The following is an 18,551-nucleotide window of genomic DNA, read 5'->3' as shown; positions in this document are numbered from 1 at the left end:
AATCTGTAACGTTTAGGGGCCTGGAGAACGTCTAACTGTTACAGATCGAGACGTTTGGCACCTGACTGGGGGAATGTCTCGATCTGTAACATTTAGCGGCCAATAATCGGTCTTCTTGTTACAGATCAAGACATTTGTCAGCGGAGGCAACGGTGACGACGTCCCATTTCTCCGATGTGGTGGTGATGAAAGTGTCTAACACCGTTCTCAAACACAAGCATACGACTCGCAACACGTTGGCGCGGAACAGGATGCTCGCGCGGCTCACGGAGGTGACCGAGCAAGGTGCGCTGCTCGCAACGCATGACAATACCGAGCTCATGTGGCTGCGACGCCATGTTGGAACCGACGATATCGCGGAGCCCGAGCCGTACCTGTTCTGTTTTCAGCATGATTGGGATGCATTGACGCCGGTGGATCGAGCGCTGCGGACTATTAAGGGCCTTGCGGAGTTTCATCCCGATTGGGCGTTTTGGGGCTATGACGCGGCGCTTTTGTGGGGTCTGGAGGTGCCGAATGATCTGCTCGGGCCGCGTTTTCTTGTAAAGACGGGTTGTTCGGTGACGTTGAGCGGCGGGTGCAGGTTGTTGCGTCCGCAGATGGCGGGCGCGCTCGAGCGTGTTGATGGCGTGCGGGTGACGTCGTTTTGGCGCACGGCGGAGGATTGCTTGCTGCGTGCGCCGTTTTCCTACGGGTTGGCGATTGCCGATTCTGCGCTGCGGGCGAAAGGCGTATCACGTGGGGATTTGTGCGAGCGCCTCCGTGCCGATTGCGAGGGCAGGCGAGGGTATCGCAGGGCACAGGTGATTGCGTCGTATGCGGACGGGTTGTCCGAAAACGGCGGCGAGTCTCGGTTCCGAGCGTTCTTTATTGCGTACGGCTTTCCGGTTCCGGGGCTGCAGGTGGAGTTTCGCGACCCGCTCGATCCGAGCCAGGTGTTTCGAGTCGACTATTTTTGGAGGCTCGAGGACGAGACGTGCGTGATTGGCGAGCTCGATGGAAAGGGAAAGTATGCCCTGCAGGATGGTGGGGATCGGGAGTCGGTTGACCCATTCGTGGCAGAACGTCAGCGGGAGTCCCATCTGACGATGCTCGGACATAAGGTACTGAGGTTTACATTTGATGAGCTCAAGAGTCCGGGGAAGCTGGCTGAAAAGATGAGACTGGCGGGCATTCCGCAGCGGGTCGATCTGGCGGAGGAATGGAGGCAGCAGTGGTATGGGCGCTGAGGGGTGCAACTGACGCGGATGTGGTTGTTCCTGCCGAGTTTGTCTCGATCTGTAACAACAAGGGGCCGTTTGGCCTCGCAAATGTTACAGATCGAGACAGAAGGTTGGCTGCCGCTAAAAGATCCTATTCTGTAACATCTAGAGGCTCAAAACCTGTCTACTTGTTACAGATTTAGACGTTTGATGACAGTGCTGGAGAATATCTCGATCTGTAACATCTAGCGGCCATAATTCGACCCAACTGTTACAGAACGAGACGTTTGGCCCACACGGCTGGAGCATCGCCGTGCTGGCCTCTCTATCCTCACATCCTCCCTTTTCTCCGTTAACCGATATATTCGACTTTAGTCGCTGCATTAGGTGATAATGGACAAATGTTCAAGTTAATCGTGAGGGAGGAGCTCGATATGGCGACTACCGATCGTCCCACGTTGTTTATCAATGCGACCATTCTGGACGGCTCGGAGCATATGGAGCCGCAGCCCGATATGGCCGTGGCCGTCGAGCGCGGTGTCATCACTTGGATTGGTCCGAGCGCCGTGGCGCCGGCGCCGGCGGGTGCCGAGGTCATCGACCTGGGCGGTGCGTATCTCATGCCGGGTCTCATCAATATGCACGTGCATCTGTGCGGCTCGGGCAAGCCGGTTTCGGCGGGCGATGCGGGCGCGCTGATGAAGAAGCTCGATAATCCCGTGGGGCGCGCCATCGTGCGCCATATCCTCAAGGGCAGCGCTCAGCAGCAGCTGGCAAGCGGCGTGACCACGGTGCGCGGCGCGGGCGACCCGTTGTTCGCCGACATCGCCGTGCACAACGCCATCGACGCCGGCAAGTATCAGGGTCCGCGCCTGGTAGCGCCGGGAACGGGCGTCACGGTGCCGGGTGGTCACGGTGCGGGGCTGTTCGCGCAGGTCGCCAATACCCCCGGCGAGGCGGCCGAACAGGTGCGCGATCTGTATGCGCGCGGCGCTGACGTCATCAAGCTGTTCGTGACGGGCGGCGTGTTCGACGCGACCGAAGTGGGCGAGCCGGGCGTGCTGCGCATGCCGGTCGATGTCGCCGCGGCGGCGTGCAAGGCGGCACACGAGGTTGGCCTTCCGGTCATGGCCCATGTCGAGAGCACCGAAGGTGTGAAGGCCGCGCTTCGGGCTGGCGTCGACACAATCGAGCACGGCGCTCCGATGACGCCTGAGGTTCTGGAGCTGTACCGCGGCGCCGCGGGAACACAGCTCGAGGGACGCGCGCCGAGCGTGACCTGCACGATTAGTCCGGCGCTGCCGTTTGTGCTGCTCGATCCGGAAAAGACCCATTCGACCGACACGCAAAAGAAGAACGGCGACATCGTGTGCTCGGGCATTATCGAGAGTGCTCGTGCCGCCCTGGATGCAGGCGTTAAGGTGGGCCTGGGCACGGATTCGAGCTGCCCGTTCGTGACGCAGTACGACATGTGGCGCGAGGTAGCCTATTTTGCCAAGTACGTGGGCGTGAGCAACGTCTTCGCGCTGCATACGGCCACACAGGTCAATGCTGAGCTGCTGGGGCTGGGCGGCGAGACTGGTACGATCGAGTGCGGCAAGGCCGCCGATATCCTGGTGACGCGCAAGAATCCGCTCGATGACCTATGCGCTCTGCGTGAGCCGATGCATGTGATGTGCCGTGGCGATCTGGTGCGCAAGCTCAAGGTGAAGCGCATTCCCGAGGTGGACGCCGAGCTCGACACGATTATGGCCATGCCGGCAGAAGCCCTGGCAGAGGAGCTCGCTCGCGATGGCGTAGCGTAGGCGCTGGTGTGACGGGGCAACAGCTTTATCGAATGATGTCGCCCCATGCAAAAAGCCGGGGTCTCAACACGAGGCCTCGGCTTTTAGTATTCCTATGGTGTAGATGCTATGAGCGCGTTTCCATCTTAGCGTGGCACTTGGGGCAGGTGACGCGGATTTTGCCCTTGCCCTTGGGGACGGACAGCATCTGGCCGCAGTTGGGGCACTTGAGGTAGGCCGTGGTCTTGCGGCCCTTCCACATCTTCTTTGCCGTGCGCTTGGCACGCTCAAAGTCTTCCTTGCTCGTTCCAGCTGCGCGCGAGGCGCTGGCCGCTGCAGTTCCGCCGCCCAGGCTGGCCACGAACTTGCCCAGGCAGGGGACGTTGGCAGTCGCGGCAACGAAGGCATCATTTTCCTTGCGGCGCGCGTCGATGTTTTTGGACAGGCCGCGCAGCACGCCGAGTGCGATTACGGCGATGGCGATCCAGCTGAGCCACTGGATACGGGCCATCGATCCGACCATCGCGAAAATAATTCCTATGAAGCCCAGCACGATGGTGAGTTCATCGGCGCCGTTGCGACCCTTCATAAAGTCATTCATGCGAATTGCCTTTCGTTCGATATGCTGCACGCCTTTATACCCCTTTTGGTGCATTGGGGACGGGTTAATCTGCACCAAGGTGGTGCAAACGTACCTGTCCCCGGAACACCAAGACGGTGCAAAGAAGTTTGTTCCCAATGCACCAATTACTTGGCGAGCTTGTCGACGACGCGTTCGATCTCGGCGAGCTTGGCGGCTTTGAGCTCCTCGTCACCCGATTCGATGGCCGACGCGACGCATCCCTCGATGTGAGCCTTGAGCACATCGGCGTTGATGCGGGCGATGAGTGCCTGCGTGGCCATGAGCTGCGTGGAGATGTCGACGCAGTAACGGTCCTCCTCCACCATTCGCAGGATGCCGTCGATTTGCCCGCGCGCCGTCTTGAGCATGCGAGTCACCGATTTGTGGTCTGCCATCATGGCGGGTCCTCGTTTCTGGTCGATCTTCCGGATGCCCCCGTCAGTTGCGGTGAAATAGTTCTTGTTTGCAGGCTTGAAGCGCTAAAACAAGAACTATTTCACCGCAACTTCTGAGGATTGAGTAGGCAGCGTCTGCTACGCAGCGGTCACAGACGGGGCGTGGAACTTCTCGCCCGCGCCCTCGACGGCGTCGGCGAGCTGCTCGGCGGTCACGGTGTCGGCGCACTCTACCTGGACGGTTTGGGTCTCGTGATCGGCGTCGGCATCGGTCACGCCTGCTACGCTGAGCAGCGCGGTCTCGACAGTAGCGTCGCAGTGGCCGCACATGAGGCCGGAAGTCTTGATTGTGTAACGCATGGGTGTACTCCTTATCGATTGAGATTATCTGACAGTTTAGTCGTGAACAGCGTCATCTTAAAGGTGCGCTGAGGTGCCCGAGATTGCCCCGAAAGAGGAGCGAAGCGTACTTGGGTACGCGAGCGACGGTTTGAGGGGCAAGGTCGGGTGCATCAGTGCGCCGTCTTAGGCTTAAAGGATTTCAGGCGCAGAGCATTGCTTACGACGCAGACGCTCGACAGGCTCATGGCCGCGGCGCCAAACATCGGCGAGAGCTGCCAGCCGGTGAGGGGGAAGAACACACCCGCGGCGAGTGGAATGCCGATGCCGTTGTAGAACAGCGCCCAGAACAGATCCTGCTTGATGTTGCGAATCGTGGCTCGCGAAAGCTCGATGGCGTGGGCGACGTCCATGAGGTCGCTGCGCATGAGCACCACGTCGGCGCCCTCCTTGGCGATGTCGGCGCCGGTGCCGATAGCGAGGCCAACGTCGGCGCGCGCCAGGGCGGGGGAGTCGTTGATGCCGTCGCCCACCATGGCGACCTTGCTGCCCGCATCCTGCAGTTCGCGCACGTGGCGTTCCTTGTCGGTGGGAAGAACGTCGGCGATAACCTGCTCGCTGGTAAGTCCCACGCGGCGGGCGATGGCCTCGGCCGTCACGCGGTTGTCGCCGGTGAGCATGCGCACGTCGACGCCGAGCGAGCGCAGCGCGGTAACGGCCTCGGCACTTGTCTCCTTAACCTCGTCGGCCACGGCGACGATACCGGCAAGCTCACCGTTTTTGGCAAAGAACAGCGGCGTCTTGCCCTCGGCGGCAAATCGCTCCGCAAGTCCTGCGGGCACGGTGATACCCAGCTCGCTCATCAGGCGCACGTTGCCGGCTGCGATGACATTCTGCCCCTCGCGTGCCGTGACGCCTCGCCCGGGCACGGCGGCAAAGTCCTCGACCATGCGTGCGACGATTCCGCGCGTCTCGCACTCGGCCATAATCGCCTCGGCCAGTGGGTGTTCGCTCTGGCGTTCCAGCGCGGCGGCCAGCTTGAGCAGCGCCTTTTCGCTCATGGCGGGCGAGCCGTCAGTGCGCGTGGCCACCACGATATCGGTCACAGCCGGTTTGCCGCGGGTGACGGTGCCGGTCTTATCGAGCACCACGGTGCCCACGTTGCGCAGATTTTCCAGCGCCTCGGCGCTCTTAAACAGAATGCCCATCTCGGCGCCCTTGCCGGTGCCAACCATAATGGCGACGGGCGTGGCCAGGCCAAGCGCGCACGGGCAGCTGATCACCAGCACGGCCACGGCGGAGGTGAGCGCCTCGTTTACGCTGCCGGTCAGCGCCATCCACGCCACAAAGGTCACGGCCGAGATCGCAAACACCACGGGCACAAACACGCCGGCGACCTTATCGGCCATGCGGGCGATGGGCGCCTTGGTGGCGTTGGCGTCCTCGACGAGCTGGATGATCTTGGCGAGCGACGTGTCGGCGCCCACGCGCGTGGCACGGAAGGTAAACGATCCGGTGCGGTTGACCGTGGCGGCGTTGACGGTGTCGCCGACGGTCTTTTCCACGGGGATGGACTCGCCGGTGAGCGCGCTCTCGTCCACGGCCGAGCTACCCTCGAGTACCACGCCGTCGACAGGGATAGACTCGCCGGGGCGCACGTGCAGCACCTGGCCGGGAAGAATGGCGTCGACGTCCACAGCGGTCTCGGTGCCGTCGTCGGCCACGACGGTCGCGGTCTTGGGCGCCAGGTCAATGAGCGCCTCGATGGCTCCGCCGGTTTTGGATTTGCTGCGCGTCTCGAGGTATTTGCCCACGGTGACGAGCGACAGAATCGTGCCGGCGCTCTCAAAGTACAGGTTGTCCATGCCCGTCATCATGGCCTCGTGGACCTGCCCGGCGGCCAGCTGGTCGGCCATGATAAACATGGCGTAGAGCGACCATGCAATGGAAGCGGTGGCGCCGACGGCGATGAGGGCGTCCATAGTGGGCGCGCCGTGTACGAGCGACTTGAAGCCGTTGATAAAGTACGCGTCGTTGACGTAGACGATGGGGATGAGCAGGACGAGCTCGGTGAGCGCCAACGTCATGCTGTGGGTGTGGTCGGTGAAGACGCTGGGCAGCGGCCAGCCGAGCATGTGCCCCATGCCTATGTAGAACAGCGGGATGAGAAAGACAATCGAGACGATGAGTCGAGTGCGCATGGCAGAGGCGGTGGCCTCCAGCTTTTTGGTCGGCGACTCCATATGGGCGGCGCCGGACCTGACTTGTGCGTTGCCGTTCGGGGCGGCTTCGGTGCCCGTGCTGACGGGCGAGGCCGAATAGCCCGCGCGGTCGACGGCGGTGCAGATATCGTCGGGGGAGACCTGCGCGGGGTCATAGTCCACCAACATGGAGCCGGCGAGTAGGTTGACGGCGACGCTTTGGACGCCCTCGAGCTTGCTGACGGCGCGGTCCACGTGTGCCTGGCAAGCGGCGCACGTCATGCCGCCCACGTCAAACTTATCTTGAGCCATGGCTTCTCCTTTCTGTGGCGTAGTGTTGGAAATGTTAACCTGCCGATACTATACACCCATACCCCCCGGGGGTGTCCAGTGATAGTTGGAATGTATGACTTTTCATTACAGATGAGGGTGGCGGCTCAATCAATGGTCGCCTCTGCCAAACATCTCAATCTGTAACGTCTGGACCGGTTTTTGAACCATAGCTGTTACAGATCAAGACAAACAGTTGGCAGGAAACTCAACGTCTCAATCTGTAACATCTGGCGGAAAATATAACCTCTAACTGTTACAGATCGAGACGGACCGTCCGCGGTCAACTCAAATGTCTTGATCTGTAACATCTAGAGAGGTTTTTAACCCCTTACTGTTACAGATTGAGATGTTGTCTCGCGGGGCTGGGGTTTTGTCTCGTTCTGTAACATCTAGACCTGTATCTGCCGAGCTGGTGTTACAGATCGAGACAATTGCCGGGGAGGGGTTCCGTCACGGCAAGACGCCCGCCGCCTAGATACAGAATCCGGGGATCACGCAGGTTCGCTTCTTGGGGCTGTCCGCAGGCGTTGCGTACGTAAAGACGTCGCCGTCGTGTCCCACGCGATTCAAATAGAGCGTGCCTTCGGTCTCCGATGAGTCGGGGCTCACCGTGCGCTCCCACCAGCAGGTGTCCTTGCCCTTCCACTGGCGGACCAACATCTCGTTCGTGGAATACGGGCTCACCTTGAGCTCGCGGAAGAGCTGATACTCCTTGCCCTCGCCGTTATAGATGTCGGCCAGGTAGTGATAGTCCTTGGCAAACGAATCGGGCGGTTGCGTACCACACAGCTCGACCATGGCGGGCAGCCAAAGGGTTGCGGACAACTCGCTCAGACACGATGCGCTTCTGGCGGCGCCAAAGTTATTCGAGATCTTTTTGACAGACTTGATGAGCGCGCGCAACTCGTTGGGCAGCAGCTTAAGGCCGTCGCTGTCGAGCCATTCCCGCAGCTCGCAATCTGCCCAGCCGGCGCTCGGCGGTTCAGCCGCAGCATCGCGCTCGGCAATGCCGGCATCGAACATAAACGTCAGTCCGGCCTTGCCCGTCCCGTCCAGAAGCTCGTCGTGACGGATGCCCACAAGCTGCGCGCCGACGTGCAGCCCGTTGGTGAGCCTCACGCGCTTGGTGCACGGATAGGGGATATGCCCATCGGCATCGAGCAGGTGGTAGCGCTTGGCAATCTCGCGTGCCTCGCTACGGGTCCCGGCGGCCTTAATCTTGAGCGAAATCTCCTGCAGCCGATCCCAGGCGTAGTCGTCAAGAGAGCTGCGGATGCCGTCCAGGTAGTCGGGGATGCCAAAGCCACGGGTCGCCGCGCCAATGACGCCGAGCCCCGCAACGACTGCAACGACGCCGCCGATAATAAAGCGACGGCGGGTCATGGCATCGTGACGGGCCTGCTCCAGGATCTCTCGTGCGCGCTCGCCGGCGACGTCGACCTTAAGGTGCGTACCGGAGTCGATGTCGATTACGGCGTCATTGCCCGCGCCCTCGCGGTCTTCAGATTCTGCAGCGGGGAGGTATGTCGAGAGCACCTCGAGCATCTGCTGCTCGGTAGGGCGATCGCCCTGTTCGACCGAGATGCCTTTCATGATGATCTGGACGAGCGCCTCGTCGTCATTGCATCGCGGCTCGAGCGGTACCGGCTTGGTCTTGGTCTTTATGAGGTAGAACGAGCCGGTTGCCGCGGCACCCGTCGACTTAACATCGAACGGTTTGCGACCGCTGTAGAGCTGGTACAGAATGCTCGAAAGCGCATAGACGTCGATCGCGGGCGAGCGGCGAAGGGCTGCGATGCCTTCGATATCCTGCGTGAGCATCTCGGGCGCGGCGTATGCGGGCGTGGCAAAGCGCCAGATGTCGGCGCGCCGGGTGATCGTGTCGTCGCCGAGGGCCATGGTCGCGGAGCCCATGTCGATGAGGCAGGGGTCAAAGGAGCAATCGGCAATCTGCTGCTCAAGCGTTCGGCTGGTGGTGCGGAACATGATATTGGCAGGCGACAGGTCGCGATGGACGACCGGATTCACGAGGCCTTGGGTCATCAAGAGCGCGCGAAGCACGGCGTTTCCGACAGCGGCGACCATCTGGGTGGTCAGCCCGCCCGAGGCGTCGTGCGGAAGCAGAGGCAGCGCCTGCTTGAGCGAAGTGCCCTCGACCCACTCCATGAGGATAAGCGGGTCGTCCTCGCACGATCCGTAGCCATAGACGCGCGGAAATCCGCGCAGGTGCGAGACGGTACACAGATGACGGTACTCCTCAAACAGCGCGGCGGTGTTGGCCAGGTGCGCGGCCGATTGCTCGGCGGAGCGGTCGGGGGCTTGGCCGGAAAGGAGGGCGTTGTCCTTGAGTAGCTTGACGGCAAAGACCTCGCCGCCCGTGTTGGTCGCGCGCAGCACGTGCCCGATGTTGCCGTTGTTGCGGTGGGCCGTCTGGAGAATAAGCGTCATAAACCGGCGCTTGGCGTCGTCCTCGGCGCTGGGGTTGACCGCCACGGCGGTATCGAACGTATCGAGACGGATGAGTTTGTCGCCATAGGCGCTATCGGTAGTATCCATGGCGTTCCTTCGTTTGATGGGGCCGCGTGCTCACGCTGAGAACGCGATTATCGAGTAAAGCCCATGATAGACGTGTTTGCCGACAAGCTGACTCGTATTGCTATTTACAGTGCAGCGTGCAATGAAATGATATAAGACGAGTGGCACCTGTTTCCCCACGTCTCTACGCGCTAGTCCACAATAACGAGAAACGTTGTATAGAGGCCCAAATGAAGTCTGTCGCTGTTGGCGATTTCCACGGGGGGATAGACTTTGCCGGGCTCTCGTTGGTCGCGCGGCGGCTCAATCACAATATTGCCGTCGCCCGCGCCCGATTCGAGCGCTGTGCCGTTGGTCGACCCAAGGCCCTGGGCGTACCAGTGTCCACCTTCGAGCCAAATGCGGAGATGCTCGCGCGATGCGTCGGCGCCTACATCGGTGATGCTGGGCGAGGTTTTGGGCAAGGACCCAATTACCGTGCCGCGCGGATCGCGTGTGAGGGGATGGATTTGCATGTCGGCGCAGTTGTCGGCATGGGTTCTGAGCAGACCGAGGTTGGGGGCGACAGCGTGCGGCTGCTCCAGGCTGCCCATAAAGCCACGTCCGACGGTAGTTTCGGTGGTGCCAAAGTGCCCGCCTGTCTTGCTGTCGCAAAAGCGCTCGACGGTGGCCACGCCTTGGATGGGGTCGGCGAGCGCCCCCGTTGCCACAAAGAGCATAAGGTAAAGCGTACTCTTCTCGCGCACGGCATTGCCGTCAAGGTTGTCGATGTGATTGAGGGCATTTGCATATAGGCGGCTGTCCAGCTTGTAGCTGGCGAGGGCCGACATCATTTCGTTGGCGGCCGGGCCGCGATAGTGCTCGGCGATTGCCTGATAGACGGACTCACCGCCGCCGAGCTTGCTGCAGATTGCCGCGGAAAGATTGAGCGTGGTGACGGCAAAGTCGCTGTAGATGGCGGGCGCGCACTGGTCAGGCTCGCGATGGACGATGTAACGGGTGAGATACGAGCGGTTGGAAGAGCATTTCTCGAGCAGGGTACTGCCGAGATAAGAGTTTCCATTGATGAGCATTCGGGCGATCTCGAGATGTTTAAGACCGCCGAACGAGCGAATATCGTTATAGAGAACCGAGCAAGGCGTCTCTGCTGCCACGGATACCTCCTTTGATTGCTTCCTAGCAATATGGCGATAGGAATTAATGGCCCCCGGTGGGCGACGTATTAAATGGCTGCGCAATATATAGCGTAACCAAAGCAACATTATAGGCCACATGTTCGAAATTGCAGGAAGACTGGGAGATTTGGTTTGGACTGGACGGAAATCCCCCCCTCTCTGTCTTGATCTATAACAATTAGGACCGATTTTACTCGGTAACTGTTACAGATTGAGACGTTTGTGAACCGTGCCGACCGTTTGTCTCGATCTGTAACACGTAGAGGAAGATTTGCCCTGTAGATGTTACAGATTGAGACAATCGGCCGGGCCCACCTCGGGCCCGCCCCGTCCGCCCCGTCATCTGTGGTTTACGTGGGGTCATGCGAACCGAGGGTATACTAACCGGCGGCGAATCTGCTCCATCGCTTAGGGCCGCTGCGTCTGGACGGCGCGTGATAGGGCTGCCAAAGCGATCGCCAGCGTGCTGAGCAACGTCCTCTCTGTGCGCACCTGTTTTTGTATGTATTAGCGCACTACCAAGCACGCTCGCGCGGCCGCATGCCGTGCCCACAATGCGTGCAGATAAGGAACAACAACATATGCGTAATTCTGTATCCGACGTCACGGACGCCGAGATTCTGGACGAGACCCGCGAGACCATGACCCAGGCTGCCTTCGATGCTGCCGACGAGGCCAGCGCCGCCGAGACCATCGAGTCCGCGACCGAGAACCTGCCCGCCTTTGACGAGCTGGGACTTTCGGACGAGATGCTTCGTGCCATCGAGAACCTAGGCTACACGGCACCCACGCCTGTCCAGGCTGGCTCGATCCCCGTGGTGCTTGAGGGCCGCGACCTGCTTGCCGCCGCTCAGACCGGCACCGGCAAGACGGCTGCTTTTTTGCTGCCGACCATGAACAATCTGGAGCACATCGCTCCTCCCAAACCCGTGCGCGAGCGCGGCGGCCGCAACCGCCGTCGCGGTGCTAAAAAGCCCGAGGGTAACGGCCGCGGTCCCGTGATGCTCGTCATCACCCCTACGCGCGAGCTTGCCCAGCAAATCGACGAGGTCGCGAGCAAGATCGCCGACGTCACCGGCCATGTCGCCGTGACCGTCGTGGGCGGCGTGAGCTACAAGCCCCAGACCGCGGCCCTCAAGTATGGCTGCGACATCCTGGTCGCCACGCCGGGCCGTCTGGTCGATCTGATCGAGCAGGGCGCCTGCCACCTGGGCGAGGTCAAGGTGCTGGTGCTCGACGAGGCCGACCGCATGCTCGACATGGGCTTTTTGCCCGCCGTCCGCCGCATTGTGCGCGAGACGCCGGCCGAGCGCCAGACGCTGCTGTTCTCGGCCACGCTCGACGAGGAGGCCGTGGGCGAGATTACCGACCTGGTGAGCGACCCGGCCCGCGTGGAGATCGCGCCTGCCACGTCGACCGCCGACACCGTCGACCAGTTTGTGTTCCCGGTGTCCATCGAGGCCAAGAACAACCTGCTGCCCGAGTTCCTCAAGAAGGAGGGCCCGGAGCGCACTATCGTCTTTATGCGCACCAAGCATCGCGCCGACAGCTGCTGCCGTCGTCTGGAGCGCAAGGGCATCAAGGCTGCCGCGATCCACGGCAACCGTAGCCAGGCGCAGCGCGAGCGCGCGCTTTCGGCCTTCCGCGACGGTACCGTCGACGTGCTGGTGGCAACCGACGTGCTTGCCCGCGGCATCGACATTAGCGACGTGCGCTACGTCGTGAACTTTGACGTGCCGGCCGAGCCGACCGACTACATCCACCGCATTGGCCGCACGGGCCGCGCCGGCGAGCTGGGCTGGGCCATTACGTTTGTGACCGAGCAGGATGTGGACGAGTTCTACGAGATCGAGAAGCTCATGGACAAGACCGCCGACATTTATGACGCCGGCGACCTGCATGTGGGTCCCAATCCGCCCGCGGTTGACCCCGAGCGCGACCCTGCGGCCTTTAAGGTGAAGAAGAAGACCAAGCGCGGCAAGTCCAAGAGCAAGAAGAAGCTTGAGCAGGCACGTCGCGACGGCAAGCGCAACGGCGATGTGGCCGGTCGTTCCAACCGTGGTCGCGGCGACGGCGAGCGTCCGAGCCGTCCCAAGCGCGGCGGCAAGACCCGCGTGCGCGAGGGCGTTCAGGCTCGCGTGGACGAGGCTGTGGAGAGCGTGGCCCGCGAGGTGGCTGCCGAGGAGCGCGGCGGTGCTGGTGCCGTTGAGCAGGCCCCGCGCGGCAACCGCGCCGAGCGCCGTGCCAAGCAGTTCCAAGGCGAGGCGCATCGCCGTCGCCGTGAGGACGAGGACCGCGGCGGTCGTCGCCGTGTCGAGCGCGAGGACGAGGGCCGCGGTTCGCGCAGCGGCAAGCGCGGTGCGGGCGACCGTCGTCGTTCCGGTCGCGATGGCGAGCGCGGCGGGCGTGATGAGCGCCGTGGCGGCGAAGGCCGTGGTTCGCGTGACGAGCGTGGTACCCGCGGCGGCGAGTCCCGTGGCGGCAAGCGCTTTGAAGAGCACGGCGGCCGCGGTGTCGAGCGTCGCGATGGCGCTCGTGGCAAAGGTGGCCGCAGCGGCGCCGGTCGTTCGAATGAGTCGCGCGATCGTCGCGACCCGCGTGCCAGCCGCGACCGTCGCGATGACTGGCGCAACTACGACGACACCCGCGAGGAGCGCCGTGGCGGCTATCACGGCGGGCGTGGCGGCAACCAGGCCGGCTCCCGCGGCGGTCGTGCCGGCGGTCGCGATAACCGTGGCAGCTATGGCAACCGCCGTGGCGGCAAGCGCGGTGGCAGCTCCCGTCGTCCCGGCGACGGCGGCGGCAAGCGCAAGTAACATACGTGTCGCGCGGTAAGGCGAGATGTGTTTGGGTCCCGAGCAGGCTATGCTCGGGACCCTTTTTGGTGCCAGGGGGACAGGTTGGTTTGCGCCAACGTCTTGAAGTTGCGGTGGAATACGGACTGTTTTGGCCTTTTGAGCGGCTTTTCAGTCCCTATTTCACCGCAACTCATGATTGGTGCAAAGTAACCTGACCCCAATGCACCAGAGCAAGGAGTGTCCCTGGGTGCCGGCAGAAAAGGATCGTCCCTAAGTGCCGCATAGATACCGTTTATCGGAGAAACAATACCGTTCACCGGTCATAATGATAATTCTGGCTTTGCTGTTGCCTACAATAACTCCCGTAAAAAGAAATGCGGAAGGTTACCGAGTCCCTCGGACGTGGGCCTAACCAAAGTCTTTGAACGGGTGTGTCTCTATGGACGCATTCGTTTGATTTTGGTTGGGCTATATATATGAAGGGACATGCCACCATGGGTTTCTTTTCTCGCCTTATGGGGGGCTCGGATGAGCAGAAGACTGTAACCTCCGAGTTCGAAATCCTCGCTCCCGTTTCCGGCGAGCTTGTTCATCTAGAAAAAACCAATGACCCCGCTTTTAGCAGCCGTGCCGTGGGCGATGGTGTTGCCGTGGTTCCCCAAGAGGGAACGGTGTGCGCTCCTGTTTCCGGCACCGTCGCGGCGCTGTTTCCGACTGAGCACGCGCTGGGCATCATGTCCGACGACAGCTCTGCTCAGGTGATGCTGCATATCGGAATCGACACTGTTAAGCTTGAGGGCAAGGGCTTCCATGCGCTTGTTGCCCAGGGTGACCATGTCGACGCGGGCCAGCCCCTCGTCGAGGTCGATTTCGACGCGGTCCGCGCCGCCGGCTTCGATCCCACGGTCTTCGTTATCGTGTGCGAGCGTTCAGAGAAATCAACTCTTCGTGAGCATGCTTCCGGCCCTGTTGCTGTTAAAGAGCCTGTCATCTGGCTTTCCGAGTAAATTCTTGTGGTGGGTACCGTGGTTATCAAGCGAGTTTTTAACAACAACGTCGCAATGGTCACTTCGGACGATAGCTCCGAGCTCATCGTCATCGGTCGAGGCCTCTGCTTTGGCCGTCATGCCGGCGATGCCATCGACGAGGCGTCGATCGAAAAGACCTACGCGTTGCAGAGGGGAACTTCTCAGGATTCGCGTACGATTGACCGCTTGGCACATCTTTTGGAGTCCATCCCCACCGTCAACCTCGTGATTTCCGAGGACATTGTTCAGATGCTCCGTCGAGAGCTCAATGTTGATATTAACGACAAGATTCTCATTGCTCTCGCAGACCATATCAGCCTTGCTTTGGAGCGCGAGCGCAAAGGCGTTCCCTGCGAGAACCCGCTGCTGCTCGAGATCCAGCAGTTCTATCGCAAGGAGTACGCGCTTGCGGGCCGTGCCCTTCAGATTATCAAGGACTATTTGGGCATCCAGATGAGCGAAGAAGAGCAGGGCTTCATTACGCTGCATATCGTCAACGCCACCATGCCGCAACGCTCCGACCGTCTCATCATTTCGGTTCAGCTTGTTCGCGACGTGCTCTCGATTGTTTCCGAGCGCTATGCTACGACCCTCGATGACACCTCTCTGCCTTACGAACGTTTCGTTCGTCACCTGCAATTTTTTGCGCAACGAGCGCTCGATCCCGCGTCAGGGCAAATCAATGGCGATGCGCTGTTCCGAATCGATGAAACGGCGTATCCGTGCGCATTCTCGTGCGCGGACGTCATAGCCGCCCACTTGTCGTCTACCTATAACGTTGTCGTTACCAATGCCGAGAAGAGTTATCTCGCGTACCACATTGTTAACCTGCTTGGAGAACCTGGTCTCTAGGCATAACGTGCCCACACACCGATTGATATAAGGCAAGGCTCACGGTCTTGTCCAGGGCACATCTGTCTTAATTTGCGGAAAAGGAAGGGGAGTACCGCTATGACCGCAAAAAAGAAGTTCAATTTCAAAGCGCCGTTGGAGGTGTTCGCGAAGTCGATCGTCCAGCCGATGATGTATCTCTCGGTTGCCGGCATCCTGCTCATCGTGGGCATCATTCTGACCAACAAGACCATCTGCGCTTTGGTCCCCGTACTGGGCTCCGGTCCGTTCCAGCTTGCGGGCGCCGTTGTCTACCAGTCGCTGATGTTTATCATCAACAACCTCTCGATTCTGTTCTGCGTGGGCATCGCCGGCGCCATGGCAAAGAAGAACAAGGGCCATGCTTCGCTGATCGCCCTGATGTCGTTCTTCCTGTTCTTGCAAGCTAACAACATCGTGCTCAACGCTACCGGCTCTCTTGCCGATGCGAGCGGCATGCTCGGCCTAACCGGAACCGGCCAGGCCACCGTTATGGGCATTCAGGTGCTCGATACCGGTGTGTTTGGCGGCATCATTCTTGGTTGCATCACCGGTGCCGTGTTCAACAAGTACTCGAACAAGCAGTTCCCCATTGCCCTTTCGATGTTCTCGGGCGTTCGCTTTCCGTTCCTGATCATGATCATCATTTCCTGGATCATGGGCGCTGGCTTCTGTATCGTTTGGCCTCCGGTTCAGGGCGCCATCTCCTCCGTTGCCGGCATCATTAAGGAGTCGGGCAACGTCGGTCTGTTTATCTACGGCATGCTCAACAAGCTGCTCGTTCCCACCGGTCTGCACCACCTCATCTACACCCCGTTCCAGTTCTCCGATGTGGGTGGCACCCTGACGCTGGGCGATCAGGTTATCGCCGGTGCCTACCCCATCCGTGTTGCCGAGATGGCAATGACGGGCCAGCCCTTCTCCGATAGCACCTACTTCAACAGCTACACCTTCAACAACCTGTGGCCCTACATCGGTATCGGTCTCGCCTTTATCGTCACCGCTTACAAGGGGAACAAGGATAAGACCAAGGCCGTTATCATCCCGCTGATCATCACCGCCGTGCTCTCCTGTGTCACCGAGCCCATGGACTTCCTCTTTGTCTTTGCCGCTCCCGTGCTCTTTGTCGTTCACTCGATTCTTTCCGGCATCTTCTTAGTTCTGCTCAAGGTCCTCTCCGTGCCCGCTTCGACTGCAGGCGGCATCATCAACATCGTGGTTTCCAACCTGGTCCTCGGTGTCGACAAGACCAACTGGCCGGTTATGCTGGTGCTTGGAGTCGTCAACGCCGCTCTGTATTTCTTCCTCTTCACCTTCCTCATCAAGAAGCTCAACCTTCACACGCCTGGTCGCGAGGAGGAGTCCGAGCTCGCCGAGTCCGTTGCCGAGGGCGAGGCCGCCGCGTCTGTCACGGTGAAGCAGGGCGCTGTTGCCGCAGCTCCCGCAGAGGGCGTCGATGCAGGTATTGCCGACCTGGTCGCAGGTCTTGGCGGCAAGGACAATATCGAGGAGCTCGAGAACTGCTTTACGCGTCTCCGCGTGAACGTTAAGAACCCGGACCTCATCGATGAGAACCTCATCAACCACGTGCCCAACAGCGGCATCAACCGCAACGGCAACAATATCCAGATCATCTTTGGCATGAAGGTCGCCGAGATGCGCGACAAGGTCGAGAACGCAATTGAGAAGGAGCAGTAAACAATGATCATTACTCTGTGTGGTGGCGGATCCACCTTTACCCCCGGCATCGTCAAGTCCATCGCCCTGCGCAAGGACGAGCTCGACGTTGACGAGATTCGCCTGTACGACATCAACGAGGAGCGCCAGCGCAAGATCGGCGTGCTCGTGGACTGGATTTTGCACGAGGACCTCGGCCTGGACATCAAGCTCACGGTGACCACCGACAAAAAGACGGCTTTTACCGACGCGAGCTTCGTGTTTGCCCAGATGCGCGTGGGCGGCTACGCCATGCGCGAGCAGGACGAGAAGATTCCGCTGCGTCACGGCTGCGTGGGTCAGGAGACTTGCGGTTGCGGCGGCCTTGCCTACGGCATGCGCACCATCTTCCCCATGGTCGAGCTGATCGATGACGTTGAGAAGTACGCCAAGAAGGACTACTGGATTCTCAACTACTCCAACCCTGCCGCCATCGTCTCCGAGGGCTGCCGTGTGCTGCGTCCCAACGCTCGTATCATCAACATCTGCGACATGCCGATCGCGATCATCGACGTGGTTTGCGCCGCGCTCGATATCGACAAGAAGGACGTTGAGTACGATTACTTTGGCCTCAACCACTTTGGTTGGTTTACCTCGATTCGCCACAAGGGTGAGGAGGTGCTCCCGCAGCTGCGCGAGTACATCAAGGAGCATGAGATCCTGCTGCCCGATTCGTACCTCAAGGGCATGAGCTCGCTGATGTCCAAGAAGCCCGAGGAGGCCACCGATGAGCACCCCGAGCAGAACCGCCACACCAAGGGCAGCTGGTACTACGTCTGGAAGGGCGAGTACGAGATCATGGAGTGCTTCCCGGAGTACCTGCCCAACACGTACCTGAACTACTACCTGCAGCAGAAGGAGTTCGTCGAGCATTCCAACCCCGAGCGCACCCGTGCGAATGAGGTTGAGGAGACGCGCGAGAAGAACCTCTTCGACGGCATCGACCACTACGAGAAGACCGGCGAGATCGACGAGAGCACGTTCTATGCGGGCAGCCACGGCGACTGGATTGCCGACCTGGCCATCGCTCTGAAGAACGACACCAAGCAGCGCTTCCTGGTCATTTGCGAGAACAAGGGCGCTATCCCCAACATGCCCTATGACGCCATGGTCGAGCTGCCTGCCTACATTGGCAAGAACGGCCCCGAGGTCATCAGCCGTGACAACATTCCGCTGTTCCAGCAGGGCCTCATGATGCAGCAGCTGAACTCCGAGAAGCTCGTGGTCGAGGCTACGATCGAGGGTTCGTACGAGAAGGCGCTCAAGGCCTTTACGCTGAACAAGACCGTGCCTTCGATGAAGGTCGCCAAGGAGGTCCTCGACGACATGATCGAGGCCAACAAGGGTTACTGGCCCGAGCTTAGCTAAAGACAGAAGGTCGCTGGCACAAAAGAGCCGCTGACCGCATGCCTGGAGCAATGTCCCGTCCACGTGATTGCGTGGGCGGGGCATTGCCGTTTTGCGCAAAGGGTTGATATGGGGGTGTTCCTATAGTTTTGTCAACTGGGCAATGCTGTTTTCGAGATTGAATCGCGACATGCTAACGCCAGGCC

General features: G+C 60.4%; 13 protein-coding genes. 7 read left to right on the top strand and 6 right to left on the bottom strand.

Annotation, left to right across the window (positions count from 1 at the left end; translation table 11 throughout):
• The first annotated feature begins 152 nt into the window (after positions 1 to 152).
• Both ABHR63_RS05885 and ABHR63_RS05880 read left to right on the top strand, forming a co-directional pair.
• Complete coding sequence (locus ABHR63_RS05885) at positions 153 to 1,229, top strand: hypothetical protein (RefSeq protein WP_346965294.1); 1,077 nt, start codon at positions 153 to 155, stop codon at positions 1,227 to 1,229.
• A 407-nt stretch (positions 1,230 to 1,636) separates the two neighbouring features.
• Positions 1,637 to 3,007, top strand: a complete 1,371-nt coding sequence (locus ABHR63_RS05880; protein ID WP_346965293.1) for an amidohydrolase family protein — start codon at positions 1,637 to 1,639, stop codon at positions 3,005 to 3,007.
• A 106-nt stretch (positions 3,008 to 3,113) separates the two neighbouring features.
• Here the strand turns inward: ABHR63_RS05880 and ABHR63_RS05875 are convergent, their stop codons facing one another.
• The 6 genes from ABHR63_RS05875 to ABHR63_RS05850 all read right to left on the bottom strand — a co-directional run bounded on the left by ABHR63_RS05875 (position 3,114) and on the right by ABHR63_RS05850 (position 10,565).
• On the bottom strand, positions 3,114 to 3,587 hold the full coding sequence (locus ABHR63_RS05875) for a hypothetical protein (RefSeq protein WP_156600377.1): 474 nt from the start codon (positions 3,585 to 3,587) through the stop codon (positions 3,114 to 3,116).
• Positions 3,588 to 3,733: 146 nt separating this feature from the next.
• Positions 3,734 to 4,003 carry a metal-sensing transcriptional repressor gene (locus ABHR63_RS05870; RefSeq protein WP_229071458.1) on the bottom strand — a complete coding sequence of 90 codons (270 nt, stop codon included), beginning with the start codon at positions 4,001 to 4,003 and terminating at the stop codon, positions 3,734 to 3,736.
• A gap of 138 nt (positions 4,004 to 4,141) precedes the next feature.
• Positions 4,142 to 4,363, bottom strand: a complete 222-nt coding sequence (locus ABHR63_RS05865) for a heavy-metal-associated domain-containing protein (RefSeq protein ID WP_346965292.1) — start codon at positions 4,361 to 4,363, stop codon at positions 4,142 to 4,144.
• Positions 4,364 to 4,515: 152 nt separating this feature from the next.
• Positions 4,516 to 6,855 (bottom strand): heavy metal translocating P-type ATPase, encoded by a 2,340-nt coding sequence (locus tag ABHR63_RS05860; RefSeq protein ID WP_346965291.1) that lies wholly within the window; start codon positions 6,853 to 6,855, stop codon positions 4,516 to 4,518.
• Between the two features lie 492 nt (positions 6,856 to 7,347).
• On the bottom strand, positions 7,348 to 9,432 hold the full coding sequence (locus ABHR63_RS05855) for a protein kinase domain-containing protein (RefSeq protein WP_346965290.1): 2,085 nt from the start codon (positions 9,430 to 9,432) through the stop codon (positions 7,348 to 7,350).
• Between the two features lie 170 nt (positions 9,433 to 9,602).
• Positions 9,603 to 10,565 carry an FHA domain-containing protein gene (locus ABHR63_RS05850; protein ID WP_346965289.1) on the bottom strand — a complete coding sequence of 321 codons (963 nt, stop codon included), beginning with the start codon at positions 10,563 to 10,565 and terminating at the stop codon, positions 9,603 to 9,605.
• A gap of 602 nt (positions 10,566 to 11,167) precedes the next feature.
• Here ABHR63_RS05850 and ABHR63_RS05845 point away from each other — a divergent pair.
• The 5 genes from ABHR63_RS05845 to ABHR63_RS05825 all read left to right on the top strand — a co-directional run bounded on the left by ABHR63_RS05845 (position 11,168) and on the right by ABHR63_RS05825 (position 18,366).
• The gene (locus ABHR63_RS05845) at positions 11,168 to 13,402 is read left to right on the top strand and encodes a DEAD/DEAH box helicase (protein ID WP_346965288.1); all 2,235 of its coding nucleotides are present in this window, start codon (positions 11,168 to 11,170) and stop codon (positions 13,400 to 13,402) included.
• 476 nt (positions 13,403 to 13,878) lie between these two features.
• Positions 13,879 to 14,391, top strand: a complete 513-nt coding sequence (locus tag ABHR63_RS05840) for a PTS sugar transporter subunit IIA (protein WP_346965900.1) — start codon at positions 13,879 to 13,881, stop codon at positions 14,389 to 14,391.
• Between the two features lie 18 nt (positions 14,392 to 14,409).
• Positions 14,410 to 15,264: a PRD domain-containing protein gene (locus ABHR63_RS05835; protein WP_346965286.1), complete on the top strand. Its 855-nt coding sequence runs from the start codon at positions 14,410 to 14,412 to the stop codon at positions 15,262 to 15,264.
• A 99-nt stretch (positions 15,265 to 15,363) separates the two neighbouring features.
• The gene (locus ABHR63_RS05830; RefSeq protein ID WP_346965285.1) at positions 15,364 to 16,980 is read left to right on the top strand and encodes a PTS transporter subunit EIIC; all 1,617 of its coding nucleotides are present in this window, start codon (positions 15,364 to 15,366) and stop codon (positions 16,978 to 16,980) included.
• Between the two features lie 3 nt (positions 16,981 to 16,983).
• Complete coding sequence (locus ABHR63_RS05825) at positions 16,984 to 18,366, top strand: 6-phospho-alpha-glucosidase (protein WP_346965284.1); 1,383 nt, start codon at positions 16,984 to 16,986, stop codon at positions 18,364 to 18,366.
• Positions 18,367 to 18,551 lie beyond the last annotated feature (185 nt).

Origin of the sequence: Collinsella aerofaciens (assembly GCF_039752775.1) — a bacterium.
Lineage (GTDB): Bacteria > Actinomycetota > Coriobacteriia > Coriobacteriales > Coriobacteriaceae > Collinsella > Collinsella aerofaciens_R.
This window is presented reverse-complemented; position numbering and strand designations above follow the sequence as displayed.

Excerpts from the sequence above, each read along its gene's own strand:
- ABHR63_RS05880 (WP_346965293.1), top strand. The coding sequence starts at position 1,637 with ATGGCGACTACCGATCGTCCCACGTTGTTTATCAATGCGACCATTCTG.
- ABHR63_RS05875 (WP_156600377.1), bottom strand. The coding sequence starts at position 3,587 with ATGAATGACTTTATGAAGGGTCGCAACGGCGCCGATGAACTCACCATC.
- ABHR63_RS05870 (WP_229071458.1), bottom strand. The coding sequence starts at position 4,003 with ATGGCAGACCACAAATCGGTGACTCGCATGCTCAAGACGGCGCGCGGG.
- ABHR63_RS05865 (WP_346965292.1), bottom strand. The coding sequence starts at position 4,363 with ATGCGTTACACAATCAAGACTTCCGGCCTCATGTGCGGCCACTGCGAC.
- ABHR63_RS05860 (WP_346965291.1), bottom strand. The coding sequence starts at position 6,855 with ATGGCTCAAGATAAGTTTGACGTGGGCGGCATGACGTGCGCCGCTTGC.
- ABHR63_RS05855 (WP_346965290.1), bottom strand. The coding sequence starts at position 9,432 with ATGGATACTACCGATAGCGCCTATGGCGACAAACTCATCCGTCTCGAT.
- ABHR63_RS05845 (WP_346965288.1), top strand. The coding sequence starts at position 11,168 with ATGCGTAATTCTGTATCCGACGTCACGGACGCCGAGATTCTGGACGAG.
- ABHR63_RS05840 (WP_346965900.1), top strand. The coding sequence starts at position 13,879 with ATGGGTTTCTTTTCTCGCCTTATGGGGGGCTCGGATGAGCAGAAGACT.
- ABHR63_RS05830 (WP_346965285.1), top strand. The coding sequence starts at position 15,364 with ATGACCGCAAAAAAGAAGTTCAATTTCAAAGCGCCGTTGGAGGTGTTC.
- ABHR63_RS05825 (WP_346965284.1), top strand. The coding sequence starts at position 16,984 with ATGATCATTACTCTGTGTGGTGGCGGATCCACCTTTACCCCCGGCATC.